The organism is Mycobacterium sp. E735 (assembly GCF_001666955.1).
Taxonomy (GTDB): domain Bacteria; phylum Actinomycetota; class Actinomycetes; order Mycobacteriales; family Mycobacteriaceae; genus Mycobacterium.
In genome coordinates this window covers 1-14134 of record NZ_LZIX01000050.1, presented here as the reverse complement: position 1 = coordinate 14134, position 14134 = coordinate 1, and the positions used below count along the sequence as shown (strand labels likewise).

Genomic DNA, 14134 nt, shown 5'->3' with positions numbered 1-14134 from the left:
TGCACCTATCTCACCGAACACGTCGGAATCGACGGCAGCGGCAAGGGCGCCACGGGGTGGTTCGGCGCCAGCCGCGCGACGGTGTATGTCGATCACCCCGTGCACGCCCCCTACGGCCACACGGTCAACATCGACGTGATCAATCCGGAGCTCGGGCCGTCGGCGCGGGTGGCGCTGGAGCTCACCGAGGAGAGCGCCCTGGCGCTCGCCGATGCCATCCGTAGGGCGATCGCCCACGCGCCGGCCGGGCTGGCCGCCAAGGATCAGACATGACCGTCGAGCGTGATTACCCCGAAATGGCCGTCGCGCGCGGCAGGGTCGAGCCTGCACCGCGCCGGGTGCGGGGCTATCTTTCAGACGCGTTGGTCTTCGACACCACCGCGGCGCTCTACGTGTGGGAGGTTCCGTACTACCCGCAGTACTACATACCGCTGGCCGATGTCCGCCCGGAGTTCCTGCGTGACGAGAACCATTCGCAGAAGGTGCAATTCGGCGCATCGCGGCTGTACTCCCTGGAGGGCTCCGGTCACACTCATCCGTCCGCCGCGCGGGTGTTCGACGCCGACGGCGACGGCCCGGTGGCCGGGACCGTGCGATTCGAATGGAATTCGTTGCGCTGGTTCGAGGAAGACGAGCCGATCTACGGCCACCCGCGGAACCCCTATTCGCGCGTGGACGCGCTGCGGTCGCATCGGCATGTCCGTGTCGAGCTGGATGGAATTGTGCTGGCCGACACCAGGTCTCCCGTCCTGCTCTTTGAAACCGGTTTACCGACAAGGTATTACATCGACCCCACCGATATCTCTTTTGAGCATCTGGAATCCAGCGCGACACAGACGCTGTGTCCGTACAAAGGGGTGACGTCGGGATACTGGTCGGTGCGCTCCGGCGGTGCGCTGCATCCGGACCTGGCCTGGACCTATCACTACCCGTTGCCCGCGGTCGGCCAGATCGCCGGTCTGGTGGCCTTTTACAACGAAAAGCTCGATATCGTCGTCGACGGTGCCGCCTTGCCCCGGCCCAGAACCCAATTCAGCTAGTCGATAAGGTGTGATCTTTCCCTCTTCGCGGGATTGAGCCTGAGAATTTCTTAACTTGGACAATGCTGGGGCGCTGACCGGGCGCGTTAGCGGCTAAAGCGAAATCCGCCGGATGCGCGTTTGCGTCGCTTTCGCTGAGGGTAAGCGACTGCGGTACAGCGTTATTGCGAGCCTGAGCAGAACCTGAGCGCGGGGAGTGACGTAGCTAACGTCGGGGAATTTGGCGCTCTTCGACGCGAATTTTGGCCGGTAAGATCGAAAAACCAGTCGGGTCAGTGCCTTTCGGTGCTGAGATCCTCCTGGGTCCGGAGACCTAATTGTCGCGCAATTTCCGACGATTTTGCCTCCGCGCCGACGACCAGCAAAGGCGGTGCAACGTGAGCGGTGTGAACGGCCGCAAGGCCTTCCCGGACGACCGAGAAGAGCCAAACTTCCGACTCGACGAGGGCTCGGTGGTCCGGATTCCGGTGCGATACGGTCCGATCAGCGATGCCTGCGTAAGCCCCGACGGCAGCCGGCTGATAGTCGCCAACCACGCCCGCGCATCGGTCTCGATCGTCGACACCGATGCGCGCCGGGTGGTGCAGACCGTCACCGGCCTCGGCGAGCCCTCCACGATCGCCCTCAGCGGTGGGACCAACCCGCGCGCCTATGTCAGCACGGCCACCACGGCGTACGACTCCGTCGACGTCGTCGACCTGGTCACCAACGCGTGGGTGGCGACGCATCCGCTGGCCAACACCGTGAGCGACCTTGCCGTGAGTGCCGACGGCAGGTTCGTCTACGCCGGCCGGAACGGCGTCTGCGGAGCCGACGTCACGGTCCTGGACACCACCACCGACGACTTCGAGGTGATCGACCTCGCCACCGCACCGGGGACCACCGTGGACTGTGTCCGCATCGGCCCGGACGGGCGTCACCTCTACGCCGCCACCAACGGCCCGTCGGGCGGCCAACTGGTCGAAGTCGACACTCGGCGCTTGCACATCGCCGGCGCCTACGAGCTCGGGTTACCCATCCGTGACGTCGCACTGAGCGACGACGGCGGTACGGCCTACGTAGCCAGCTGCGGCCCCATTGTGGGCGCTGTGCTCGATGTCATCGACATCCGCACCCGCAAGATCACCGGCACGCGCAAGCTCAGCGAGGTCGCCGGTCCGCTGACCCGCCTCGCGCTCAGCCGCGACGGCCGCCGTGCCTATCTGGTCGGCGACGACCATGTCGCGGTGGTCTGCACGCGCACCCACGACGTCATCGGTGAGATCACGGCGGTCAAGGACCCGTCCTGCGTGGTGGAAAGCCCGGATGGCAGGTACCTCTACATCGGCGACTACTCCGGCGCGGTCACGGTGGCGCCGATCGCCGCGGGGCCGGCCGACGAGTCGACCACCGGGCTGCTCGCGCCGGCGCAGCGGGAACCCGTACTGGCTTAGGGTGATTGCCGACGCCGGCGCCGAACTCGGGCTTAGGGTGGAGGCTGCCGGCGGCCCCTCGCCTCCGGCGCGGCACCCGGCCACCCCGCATCCCGAGGGTTGACATCGGTCGCCGCTGCGCCGAGATCCAAGGGCGGTACCTCAATGGACAGCACCATGCAGGACTTTCCGTTGACGATCACCGCGATCATGCGGCACGGCTGCGGCGTGCACGGCGCTCGCACGGTTGCCACCGCCACCGGCGACGGCTACCGGCGAACCAGCTACCGGGAACTGGGCCGGGACGCCGCGCGGCTGGCGAACGGACTGCGCCGCCTCGGCGTCACCGGGGATCAACGGGTGGCGACGTTCATGTGGAACAACGCCGAACACCTGGCGACCTACCTGGCGGTGCCGTCGATGGGCGCCGTGCTGCACACCCTCAACATCCGCCTCTTCGCCGAGCAGATCGTCTACGTCGCCAACGAGGCCGAAGACCAGGTGGTGCTGGTCGACGCGTCGCTGGCCAAGCTGCTCGCGCCGGTGCTGGGCGACCTCAAGACCGTGCACACCGCGATCGTCGTCGGGGAGGGTGACACCGCGCCGTTCGAGGGTTCGGGCAAGACCGTGCTGCGGTACGCCGACGTGCTCGCTGGCGAGTCCACCGAGTTCGACTGGCCCGACATCGACGAGCAGTCCGCGGCCGCCATGTGCTACACCAGCGGCACCACCGGCAACCCCAAAGGCGTGGTGTACAGCCATCGTTCGAGCTACCTGCACACCATGGCGGCCTGCAGCACCAACGGCATCGGCGTGGGTTCGGTCGACAGCGTGCTGCCGATCGTGCCGATGTTCCACGCCAATGCGTGGGGCCTGCCTTATGCGGCGCTGATGGCCGGCGCCGACCTGGTGTTGCCCGACTGCCATCTGGACGCGCGGTCGCTGATCGGCATGGTGGAACACGAGCGACCGACCGTCGCCGGTGCGGTGCCCACCATCTGGAACGACGTGTTGCATCGCCTGGAGGACGAACCGGACCACGACATGTCGTCGCTGCGGTTGGTGGTCTGTGGGGGATCGGCCGTTCCGCTGTCGTTGATGCGCACGTTCGAGGAGAAGCACGGCGTGCAGATCCGGCAGCTGTGGGGCATGACGGAAACCTCGCCGATGGCCACCATGGCATGGCCGCCGCCGGGCACCCCCGAGGATCAGCACTGGACGTACCGCGCCACCCAGGGGCAACCGGTCTGCGGGGTCGAGATGCGGATCGTCGACGACGACGGCCAGGTGCTGCCCAACGACGGCGAGGCCGTGGGCGAGGTGGAAGTCCGCGGCCCGTGGATCGCCGGCTCCTACTACCTGACGGCCGACGACTCGAAGTTCGATTCCGGTTGGTTGCGCACGGGTGACGTGGGGCGGATCGACGAGCGCGGTTTCGTCACCCTGACCGACCGGGCCAAGGACGTCATCAAGTCCGGCGGCGAGTGGATCTCCTCGGTCGAGCTGGAGAACAGCTTGATCGGGCACCCGCATGTGGTGGAGGCAGCGGTGGTCGGCGTGCCCGACGAGCGTTGGCAGGAACGGCCGCTGGCGGTCGTGGTGGCCAAGGAAGGCGCGACGGTCAGCGCCGAGGACCTGCGAAAGTTCCTCGCGGAGAAGGTGGCTCGTTGGTGGCTGCCCGAGAGGTGGGCGTTCGTCGAGGAGATTCCGCGCACCAGTGTGGGCAAGTACGACAAGAAGGCGATCCGCGCGCGCTACGCCGAGCACGGCTATTGGGTGGTCGAGGCCCGCGACTGAGCCCGCCGGCTGGCGCTCGGTACCGTCGAGAACATGTGCCGACTATTCGGGCTCCACGCCGGGACGGACGTTTGCACCGCGACGTTCTGGTTGTTGGACGCCCCCGACAGCCTCGCCGAACAGAGCAGGAGAAACCCGGACGGCACGGGCGTGGGCGTCTTCGACGAGCGCGGCCGGCCGCAGCTGGACAAGCAGCCCATGGCGGCCTGGGAGGACGCGGCGTTCGCTACCGAGGCCCATGACCTGACCGGCACCACGTTCATCGCGCACGTGCGTTACGCGACGACCGGTTCCCTCGACGTCCGTAACACCCACCCGTTCCTGCAGGACGGCCGGATCTTCGCGCACAACGGCGTGGTCGAGGGGCTCGACGTTCTCGACGACCGGCTGCGCGAGGTCGGCACCGGGGATCTGGTTCTCGGCGACACCGACTCCGAGCGGGTGTTCGCATTGATCACCGCCTCGATCCGAGCGCTCGACGGCGACGTCACCGCGGGCCTGACCGATGCCATGAGGTGGCTCGCGGCCAATGCGCCGATCTATGCGGTGAACGTGCTGCTGAGCACGGCCACCGACATGTGGGCGCTGCGCTACCCCGACACGCACGAGCTCTACATCCTGGACCGCTCCGACGATGCCGCCACCCAGACCCCGGCATTCGACATGCGCACCAACCGCATTCATGCGCGCTCGGAACATCTGTGCACCCGATCGTCGGTGGTGTTCGCCACCGAACGCATGGATGACGACCCCCGCTGGCGCCTGCTCGAGCCGGGCGAGCTGGTCCACGTGGACGCCACGCTGCGCGTCGACCGCCGGCTGATCCTGCCCAGCCCGCCCGCACACCTGCTGCGCCGGGCGGAGCTGAGCGCACCGGTCCAGGAGGCGCAACACGCGTTGCCGGGCGCCCCGCGCTAGCCGACGGCGGCCTGGCAGAGTGGGTGGGCGTGACAACCAGACGAGCCCTAGTCCTGGCCGGTGGGGGGATAGCGGGAATCGCCTGGGAGACAGGCATTTTGCGCGGCATCGCCGACGAGTCACCGGCTGCGGCCGGGCTGCTACTCGATTCCGACGTTCTGGTGGGCACCTCCGCGGGGTCGACGGTCGCCGCGCAAATCGGGAGTGGCGCCCCGCTCGATGAGCTGTTCGACCGGCAGGTCGCCGAGGTGTCCGCCGAGATCGATTCCGGGGTCGACGTCGAAACGATCACCAAAATGTTCCTCAGCGCCTTGGCCGAGCCCTATTCCGACCCGTCGGACCGGACCCGGCAGCAGATGCAGCGGATCGGCGCCGTGGCACTCGCGACCGAAACCGTTGCACCGCCGGTGCGCCGGCGGGTCATCGCGCAGCGCTTGCCATCCCACGACTGGCCCGACCGGGCGCTGCGGATCACCGCAATCGACGTTGACACCGGCGAATTGGCCGTTTTCGATCGCGAGTCCGGCGTCGACCTCGTCGACGCGGTCGCGGCCAGTTGCGCGGTGCCCGGGGCCTGGCCGCCGGTGGCGATCGCCGGCCGGCGCTACATGGACGGCGGGGTGGCCAGCTCGGTCAACCTCGGTGTGGCCGCCGATTGCGGCGCGGCGGTGGTGCTGGTGCCCTCGGGTGCGGACACGCCGTCGCCGTTCGGCGCCGGCCCGGCCGCGGAGATCTCCGCCTTCAGCGGCGCGACGGTCGCGGTGTTCGCCGACTCCGGCTCGCTGGCGGCGTTTGGGCCCAATCCGTTGGATCCCGCCTGCCGCGTCGCGTCGGCGCTGGCCGGCCGCGAGCAGGGCCGCCGCGAAGCCGAAGCCGTCGCGCGCTTCCTCGGGGCCTAACCCGTTGCGGCAGAGCGGTTTCAGTCCTCGATCGGGGGCGGCGCGGCGCGGTCGTTTTCGAAGGCGTCCAACGCCTCATCCGCCAGCGCACGCCCGACGGCGATCACCTCCGCCGCCCGGTGGAACTCCAGGCCCCGGCAGATCGAGCGCGGAACTTCGATCAGCAAGTCGGGCGGGTAGACGGCCAGCGTATGGCGCGCCAGCGCGGCCTGGGCGATGTCGATCGTGCGGTTCATCACCTCGAAGCTGCCCAGTTTCGGGATATCCGGTGCGGCGCCGGCCAATTCACCGGCCACCTCGTCCTCGGCCGCGTTCTCCTCGACGTCCGGGTCGTCCGGCCAGCTTTCCGCGTCGGCGGTGGACCCGCCGAACCTGCCGAGAACGGCCCGCGCGGTCGGCCGGTCGAGCAGCGAGCGGGCGGCCGTGGTGTCGAGCAGCGCCGAGGTGCTGCGCACCATGCGGTTCAGCCATTCGGCGGTGACTCCCGACTCCGCGTCGCGGTTGGCGATCGCCTCGCTGCCGGACAGGCTCACCGCGATGGTCACGTCGGCGTTGACCGCCGAAAGCGGCGCCATCGGCAGCGGGTCCAGGATGCCCCCGTCGGCCAGCAGGCGCCCGTCGACCTCGTGCGGGGCGATCACGCCGGGGATGGCGATGGAGGCGCGGATCGCGGTGTCGACCGGCCCGCGCTGAAACCACACCGACTTGCCGGCCACCAGGTCGGTGGCCACCGCGGTGAAGGGGATGGGCAGCTGCTCGATGGCGACCGGGCCGAGGATGTCACGCACCGCATCGAGGATCTTCTCGGCGCGCATCACCCCCGCCGCGCTGATCGAGAAGTCCAGCAGCCGCAGGATGGTGCGCTGCGTGAGGGACTTCGCCCAGTCGGCGAACTCGTCGCGGCGCCCGGCCGCCTCGAGGCCGCCGACCAGCGCGCCCATCGACGAGCCCGCGATCCCCACGATCTCGTACTCGCGGGCGCGCAGCGCCTCGATCACCCCGATGTGGGCGTAGCCGCGCGCCCCGCCACTGCCCAGCGCCAACGCCACCCGGGTCGGTGACGATCGGCGCGCAACCGCTGCGGCGGGTTCGTCCGGCATCCCTTCATTTTGCGCGGCGGCGCCCGGCCGCACCGGCCGGGTCGGCAGTTTTTTCTAGCCGTGAATTCAATTGCCCGGGGGTTGAAAAAGCGCTAGCCGCATTCGTCGTTGGCGGCTGCGCGCGCGGCGGTGAGCACGGCCGCCTGCCGGGCCGGCGTCAGGTCCGCCCACCGGGCGTTCCAGCTGCCCGGGGTGCCCGACGGCGCGGCCTGCAGCATCGCCAAGTAGGGCTCGAACAGCGACTGACCGGTCCTGGGCTGGGCATCCATCCACACTTTCGCGGCGTGACAGGCCTGGTAATACTCTTCCTCGGTCGAATCCGCGGGCACGTCGACCCTGGTCGTCACGCCCCCCGGCGACAGCCCGACGGCGCCCGGGGGCGCCGCCCCGGGGCCACTGGGAATGCCGGCCGGACGCGTCGACGAGGACGCGGGCCTGCCGCTGGGGTGGTCAGCGGAGCATCCCGTTACGGCCAACAAACCGGCCGCCACGGCGAGCGTGCCGCACAGCAGGGGTCGACGAGCGCACCGGCGCACCGGCCCAATCTATGCAACACTGGCGGCCGTGATGGAGCGCTTCGGATTTTGCGAGTGTTGTCGGCCGTAACACGCCGCCGCCCGTCCGATCCGTTTTCTCTGGAGCTCCCCGATGTCTGTGCCCCTCGCCGCCCCGGCTGCGTTGCGCCCGCGCCACGTCTCGTCCCCATCGTCGGGACCGACCCGCCTGCGGGTGCCCGACCTCATGCACGCCACCGACCAGGCCGCCGACGACGTGCTGAGCGGGCGTTGCGACCACCTGCTGCCCCCGGGCGGGATACCGGAGACGCGGCGCTGGTTCACCCGCATCCACGGTGACGAGGAGCTGGACGTCTGGCTGATCAGCTGGGTGCCCGGCCATCACACCGAACTGCACGACCACGGCGGATCGCTGGGCGCGCTGACCGTGGTGTCCGGCTCGCTCAACGAATTCCGCTGGGACGGCCGCGCCCTGCGGCAGCGGCGGCTGGACGCCGGCGACCAGGCCGGGTTCCCGCTGGGCTGGGTGCACGACGTGGTGTGGGCCCCCCGGCCCGTCGCGGTGGCTGTCTCGGGCTTCGCGGGCGCCGGAGGCGGGGCGGTGCGTCCGTCGCTCAGCGTGCACGCCTATTCGCCGCCCCTGACCGCGATGTCCTACTACGAGGTCACCGGCCGTAATCGCCTGCGCCGCCAGCGCACCGAGCTGACCGATCAACCGGAGGGACCCTGATGAGCCGCATCGACGTTGTGTTGAGATCCGCCCGGCGCCGTTTCCGTCGCCTTCCCGCCGCCGAAGTGCCCGACGCGCTGCGGCGCGGGGCGGTGCTCGTCGACATCCGTCCGCAGGCCCAGCGGTTCCGCGAGGGTGAGATCCCCGGTGCGCTGGTGATCGAGCGCAACGTCTTGGAGTGGCGCTGCGACCCCACCAGCGACGCCAGGCTGCCCGAGGCGGTCGGCGACGACGTCGAATGGGTGATCGTCTGCTCGGAGGGTTATACCTCGAGCCTCGCTGCCGCCGCGCTGCTCGACATCGGCCTGCACCGCGCCACCGACGTCATCGGCGGGTATCACGCCCTCGCGGGTTCGGGTGTGCTGGAACAGCTTTCCGGTGCCGCGCCGGTGGACGCCGGCCCGGGGCTGCTCGCCAACTCCGGCACGCCGGGTCGCCGCTGGCTCTAGCCGGTGGAGGTCGCGTCCGAATGCAGCAGCGGCCGCAGCTTGTCGGTCTTCTCCTGCGACCAGCCGGGCGGTGACAGCACGGCGGCCCAGCCGTCGGCAGCGTCGGCGACGTAGTGGTGGCCGTGTCCCTCGGGCACGTCGACCGCCACCGCCATGTCCGCCGAAACTTGTAGGAACGTCACCACCGGGATCCAGCGCGTCTCGGGCAGCACGTCATAGCCCCGCCGCTCCCGCAGCCAGTCCGGTTCGCTGAACAGCAGGTCGGGTGACCACCAGGCGATCGGATCCGAGGCGTGCTGTAGATAGACCACCCGCGGGTGGTCCCACGGCGAGTTCGGGCGGCCCAAGTTGGTTGGGCGAGCGACGAATCGGACGTTCTTGCCGTCGTTGTAAATCGGCAGCCACTCCGGGGAGCCGGCGTCGCGCGTCGACGTCAGGTCGGTCCAAATGGTGTTCTGGAATGTCGGTCCGCTGAACAGCGCGCCGTCGGTGCGGGCGAGGACGTTGTTGAGGCTCATGAACGGCGCCTCGCCGCCGAACGATCCCAGGCTCTCGCCGAACACGACGAGCTTGGGGCGTTGCGCCTCGGGCATCTGGCGGATGAGTCGGTCGACGGCCTCGAACAACGCCTGCCCGGCGTGGCGGGCGTTCTCCTTGTCCACCAGGAAGGACAGCCAGCTCGGCAGGAACGAATACTGCATGCTGACGATCGCGGTGTTGCCGTTGTACATGTACTCGAGCGCGTCGGCTTCGGCCTCGTTGATCCAGCCGGTGCCGGTGGTTGTCGCCACGGCGACGACGGCGCGTTGCAGCCCGCCGGTGCGTTGCAGCTCGCGGGCGGCGAGCTCGGCGGTCGCCGTGATGCCGTCCGCGGAGTTCAGTCCCGCGTAGGCCCGGATCGGTTCGGTGGCCGGCGCGCCGTTGAAGGCGGCGAGCTGGTCGACTCTGGGCCCGGCTTCGACGAAGATGCGGCCTTGGTGCCCAAGGGATTCCCATGACACGAGCGACTCGGGCCCGCCGGAACGCAGCGGGATCTTGGGCGGCGCCGTGTCGGGGTTCATCTCGTTGTTCGCCGACGCGAAGGTGTTGTTCATGGTGCGCATGGCGAACTTGAGCACCACGCCGTTGAGCAGGGTGATGGTGAGCACCACGAGCAACGCCACCACGATGGTCGCCGACAGCCGAAACGGCGCGATGCGGTCGACCTCACCCACCAGGAAGCGGACCAGCCACCGGATGAACTGGCCGATTTCGACCAAGGTGAACAGCACCACGATCGACAGGCCCGCGGCGACCGGGTAGTCGTACCACTGCAGGTGCGCGACGCCCATCAGGTCACGCACGTTGTCCTGCCAGACGTGAAACCAGATGGCCATCAACACCATTCCGAGCGCGCCGATCGGGATCAGGACCATCCACGCCCACCGCGGCGGCGGGGGACTGTGGTCCTTGGCACGCATGTAGCGGACCAGCCACACGGCGAAGACGCCCAGCCCGTAGCCGATTGCGCCGGAGATCCCGCTGACCAGGCCCTGGAACAGCGCGCCCCGCGGCAGCAGCGACGGCGTCATGGAGAACCAGATGAAGATCAGCCCGACGGTGGTGCCGGTGAACGTGTAATGGCGCACCCACCAGGGCTTTTGGCTCCACCGAAGCCGGCGAGTCGCCGGACCGGCTTCCGGTTCGGCTGCCGGCTCCGCCTCGTCTTCCGGCGCGGTCGTCGCAGAACCCGGCTCGATCATCGCAGGCCTACCGGTGGGTGAAGTTGGGAGCGCGCTTCTCGATGAACGCCGTCATTCCCTCGGACTGGTCGTCGGTCGCGAAGGTGGAGTGGAAGAGCCGACGTTCGTAGAGAAGTCCCTCGGACAAGGTGGATTCGAACGCGCGGTTGACGGCCTCCTTGGCCATCCGGGTCGCCGAGCGTGACATCTGCGAAATGGTGGTGGCGACGGCCTTGGCCTCGTCGAGCAGGTCGTCGGCCGGCACCACGCGCGAAACCAGGCCGCTGCGTTCGGCTTCGGCGGCGTCGATGGTGCGCCCGGTCAGGATGAGGTCCATGGCCTTGGCCTTGCCGATGGCGCGGGTCAGTCGCTGCGAACCGCCCATGCCGGGCAGCACCCCGAGTTTGATCTCGGGCTGGCCGAACTTCGCCGTGTCGGCGGCGATCAACACGTCGCACATCATGGCGAGCTCGCAGCCGCCGCCCAGCGCATGCCCGGCGACCGCGGCGATCGTCGGGGTGCGCACGGCGGCGAGTTTGGCCCAGGGGGCGAAGAAGTCGGCGCCGAACGCGTCGGCGAACGTCAGGGCGGCCATTTCCTTGATGTCGGCACCGGCGGCGAACGCCTTGGCCGAACCGGTGATGATGATCGCCCCGATGCCGGGGTCGTTGTCGAGTTCCGCTGCGGCGCTGGTGACTTCGTTCATCACCTGGGTGTTCAGCGCGTTGAGCGCCTTGGGCCGGTTCAGGGTGATGGTGCCGACGCGCCCGTCGCGTTCGACCAGGATGGTTTCGTAGCTCTTGGAGGTGGGGTCTGTCATCCAAATCGCCTTTCTAGAAACTCAAGTCGTCGTCGACCGGGGTGAAATACGCCTCGACGTCGGCGGCGGTCACCGCGCCCAGCGTCGCCGGCGACCACTTCGGGTTGCGGTCTTTGTCGATCAGCTGCGCCCGGATGCCTTCCACCAGGTCGTGCGACCGCAGCGACGCCGACGACACCCGATAGTCCTGAACCAGAACGTCTTTCACCGTCTCGAGTTTGGCGGCGCGCCGAACGGCCTCCAGCGTCACCGACAACGAGATCGGCGAGCGGGTGGAGATCAGGTCGGCCGCCTCCGCGGCCGGGCCGCCGTGTCCGCGCAGATTGGCGACGATCTCTTCGACCGTCTCAGCCGCATAGCAATCGTCGATCCAATGACGTTGGGCCGCAAGCTCGCTCGGTGGCGGCTCGACGGCGTGCTTGACCAGGGCGCCCTGCACCCCATCGGCGACGATCGACCGGGTGAACGCCTCGAGATCCGGGTGGGGCACGTAGTGGTCCGCGAACCCCATGGCGATGGCGTCGGCGCCGGAAAACGGCGCCCCGGTCAGCGCCGCGTGCAGCCCCAGCCCGCCGGGCGCCCTCGACAGCAGGAACGCCCCACCCACGTCGGGAACGAAGCCGATGCCGACCTCGGGCATCGCGACCTTCGAGGTGTCGGTCACCACGCGGATGTTCGCGTGTGCGCTGACGCCGACGCCGCCGCCCATCACGATGCCGTCCATCAGCGCCACGTATGGCTTGGAGAAGTCGGCGATCTGGGCGTTGAGCAGATACTCGTCGCGCCAGAACCGCCGCGCCTCGACGCCGTCCTTGCGCGCGCTTTGATAAATGGAGACCACGTCGCCGCCGGCGCACAACCCGCGCTCACCGGCGCCGGAGAGCACGACCGCGCGCACCGCGTCGTCGTCGGCCCAGTCGGTGAGGATCGCGCCGAGCGCGTCCACCATCTGCTGATTGAGCGAGTTGATGGCCTTGGGGCGGTTGAGCGTGATCAGACCGACGTCGCCGTCGATGCGGGTGAGAACCTCGTCGGATTCGTCGGTCACGCCCAAACCTCCCATCGCCGGGTCACCCTCGACGAAAAATCTAGATCGTGACGACCGGCGCCCTACCCGCGGGTAAGGGTTATCTTTAACCCGACGCCAGCAGCAAAGGCTCTGGGCGCCGGAAAATGCCCAGTTCGGCTGGGAACCCGGACGGCACGCTGCTCGTTGAGATTGTGTTCGCACAGCTCGAAGCCAATAGAGAGGATCCGACGGTGCGGGAGACAAGCAACCCGGTATTTCGTTCGCTGCCCAAGCAGCAGGGCGGATACGCGCAATTCGGCACGGGCGCGCCCCCGATGCAGGGCTACGGCTATGGAGCCGACCCCTACGCGGCGCCCTACCCAGCTCCGTACCAGGAGGCCAGGGCTTCGCGTCCGCTGACCATCGACGACGTCGTCACCAAGACCGGCATCACGCTGGCCGTGCTGGCGGTGTCCGCCGTGGTCTCCTACTTCCTGGTGGCGTCCAACCTGGCGCTGGCGATGCCGCTGACAATGATCGGCGCGCTGGGCGGCCTGGGGCTGGTGCTGGTCGCGACGTTCGGCCGCAAGCAGGACAGCCCGGCCATCGTGCTCAGCTACGCCGTGCTCGAGGGGCTCTTCCTGGGCGCCATCTCGTTCGTGTTCGCCAACTTCTCCGTCTCGCACGCCAATGCCGGCGCGTTGATCGGGGAGGCCGTCCTGGGCACCTTCGGGGTGTTCTTCGGCATGCTCGTCGTCTACAAGACGGGGGCCATCCGGGTCACGCCCAAGTTCACCCGGATGCTGGTCGCCGCGATGTTCGGCGTGCTGTTCCTGATGCTCGGCAATTTCGTGCTCGCGATGTTCCACGTCGGCGGCGGTACCGGCCTGGGCCTGCGCAGCGGCGGACCGATCGCCATCATCTTCTCGCTGGTGTGCATCGGGATCGCGGCGTTCAGCTTCCTGATCGACTTCGACGCGGCCGACCAGATGGTGCGCGCCGGGGCGCCGGACAAGGCGGCCTGGGGCATCGCGCTGGGTCTGACCGTGACGCTGGTCTGGCTGTACATCGAGATCCTGCGTCTGCTCAGTTATCTGCAGAACGACTAACCCTCGTCGACGAAAAGACCGGCACGCCAAAGGCGTGCCGGTCTTTTCGTGCCGGGCGTCGAATGTGAACTGACGCCGCCGAGCGTGCGCTCATGGCGGGCCTTCCCGGCGTGTCGCCGCCCTGGGCGCACGCTCGACCGCTAGTGAAGAGCGGTCAGCTGAGCCGCTCGATGACCATCGCCATGCCCTGGCCGCCACCGACACACATGGTCTCCAGGCCGAACGTCTTGTCGTGCGTCTGCAGGTTGTTGATCAACGTGGTCGCGATCCGCGCGCCGGTCATGCCGAAGGGGTGGCCCAGTGCGATCGCCCCGCCGGACACGTTCAGCTTGTCCTCGTCCATGCCCAGCTCGCGGGCCGAGCCCAGCACCTGGACCGCGAAGGCCTCGTTGATCTCGTAGAGGTCGATGTCGTTGATCGACATGCCCGCCCGCGCCAGCGCCTTCTTGGACGCCTCGATCGGACCCAGCCCCATGATCTCCGGCGACAGGCCGCTGACGCCGGTGGACACGATGCGCGCCAGCGAGCTCAAGCCGGTGTTCCGGCCCAACGGCACCGTGACGGCGGGCAACGCCTGCCCGCTGAACGACGGCGCCGCCGCGCTGGTGATCACCA

At 68.7% G+C, this 14134-nt stretch carries 14 protein-coding genes and 2 pseudogenes; 10 read left to right on the top strand and 6 right to left on the bottom strand.

Features of this window, described 5'->3' with window-relative positions; translation table 11 throughout:
• The 6 genes from A5704_RS28715 to A5704_RS04080 all read left to right on the top strand — a co-directional run.
• Nucleotides 1–273 (top strand): DUF6295 family protein (locus tag A5704_RS28715; protein WP_067783199.1); only part of this gene is annotated, 273 nt, incomplete at its 5' end.
• On the top strand, nt 270–1040 hold the full coding sequence (locus tag A5704_RS04100; RefSeq protein WP_067759315.1) for a DUF427 domain-containing protein: 771 nt from the start codon (nt 270–272) through the stop codon (nt 1038–1040). The genes A5704_RS28715 and A5704_RS04100, both read left to right, overlap by 4 nt.
• 377 nt (nt 1041–1417) lie before the next feature.
• Nucleotides 1418–2473: a WD40 repeat domain-containing protein gene (locus A5704_RS04095; RefSeq protein ID WP_067783194.1), complete on the top strand. Its 1056-nt coding sequence runs from the start codon at nt 1418–1420 to the stop codon at nt 2471–2473.
• Nucleotides 2474–2617: 144 nt separating this feature from the next.
• Complete coding sequence (locus A5704_RS04090; RefSeq protein WP_067783191.1) at nt 2618–4249, top strand: long-chain fatty acid--CoA ligase; 1632 nt, start codon at nt 2618–2620, stop codon at nt 4247–4249.
• Between the two features lie 33 nt (nt 4250–4282).
• A complete protein-coding gene (locus tag A5704_RS04085; RefSeq protein WP_067887500.1) occupies nt 4283–5167 on the top strand; it encodes a class II glutamine amidotransferase in 885 nt (294 codons plus the stop codon).
• A gap of 29 nt (nt 5168–5196) precedes the next feature.
• Entirely contained in the window at nt 5197–6066 is an 870-nt protein-coding gene (locus A5704_RS04080) for a patatin-like phospholipase family protein (protein ID WP_067759356.1), read from the top strand.
• Between the two features lie 20 nt (nt 6067–6086).
• On the opposite strand, the gene A5704_RS04075 is transcribed toward A5704_RS04080, so the two are convergent.
• Together A5704_RS04075 and A5704_RS04070 are read right to left on the bottom strand one after the other, a co-directional pair.
• A complete protein-coding gene (locus A5704_RS04075) occupies nt 6087–7166 on the bottom strand; it encodes a patatin-like phospholipase family protein (RefSeq protein WP_156670218.1) in 1080 nt (359 codons plus the stop codon).
• Between the two features lie 92 nt (nt 7167–7258).
• Entirely contained in the window at nt 7259–7702 is a 444-nt protein-coding gene (locus A5704_RS04070) for a lipoprotein LpqV (protein ID WP_067783185.1), read from the bottom strand.
• Between the two features lie 112 nt (nt 7703–7814).
• On the opposite strand from A5704_RS04070, the gene A5704_RS04065 reads away from it, so the two are divergent.
• Together A5704_RS04065 and A5704_RS04060 are read left to right on the top strand one after the other, a co-directional pair.
• Complete coding sequence (locus A5704_RS04065) at nt 7815–8411, top strand: cysteine dioxygenase (RefSeq protein ID WP_067759283.1); 597 nt, start codon at nt 7815–7817, stop codon at nt 8409–8411.
• Nucleotides 8411–8860, top strand: coding sequence for a rhodanese-like domain-containing protein (locus A5704_RS04060; RefSeq protein ID WP_067759280.1), 450 nt, complete (start codon nt 8411–8413; stop codon nt 8858–8860). The genes A5704_RS04065 and A5704_RS04060 overlap by 1 nt, the downstream gene beginning before the upstream one ends.
• On the opposite strand, the gene A5704_RS04055 is transcribed toward A5704_RS04060, so the two are convergent.
• Genes A5704_RS04055 through A5704_RS04045 form a run of 3 tightly spaced genes read right to left on the bottom strand, consistent with a single transcriptional unit; the run spans nt 8857 to nt 12449 of the window.
• Complete coding sequence (locus A5704_RS04055) at nt 8857–10602, bottom strand: alpha/beta-hydrolase family protein (RefSeq protein ID WP_067887497.1); 1746 nt, start codon at nt 10600–10602, stop codon at nt 8857–8859. The genes A5704_RS04060 and A5704_RS04055 overlap by 4 nt on opposite strands.
• A gap of 7 nt (nt 10603–10609) precedes the next feature.
• Nucleotides 10610–11401 (bottom strand): enoyl-CoA hydratase, encoded by a 792-nt coding sequence (locus tag A5704_RS04050; RefSeq protein ID WP_067759274.1) that lies wholly within the window; start codon nt 11399–11401, stop codon nt 10610–10612.
• A 13-nt stretch (nt 11402–11414) separates the two neighbouring features.
• Entirely contained in the window at nt 11415–12449 is a 1035-nt protein-coding gene (locus A5704_RS04045) for an enoyl-CoA hydratase/isomerase family protein (protein WP_067783182.1), read from the bottom strand.
• Between the two features lie 212 nt (nt 12450–12661).
• Between A5704_RS04045 and A5704_RS04040 the strand changes: the two genes are divergently transcribed.
• On the top strand, nt 12662–13519 hold the full coding sequence (locus A5704_RS04040; RefSeq protein ID WP_067759335.1) for a Bax inhibitor-1/YccA family protein: 858 nt from the start codon (nt 12662–12664) through the stop codon (nt 13517–13519).
• Between the two features lie 154 nt (nt 13520–13673).
• On the opposite strand, the pseudogene A5704_RS04035 reads toward A5704_RS04040, so the two are convergent.
• Nucleotides 13674–14054 (bottom strand): annotated as a pseudogene (locus tag A5704_RS04035) (acetyl-CoA C-acyltransferase); the annotation flags it as partial.
• Between A5704_RS04035 and A5704_RS27345 the strand changes: the two are divergent.
• Nucleotides 13993–14134: pseudogene (locus A5704_RS27345) on the top strand (hypothetical protein); the annotation flags it as partial. The pseudogenes A5704_RS04035 and A5704_RS27345 sit on opposite strands and share 62 nt — an antisense overlap.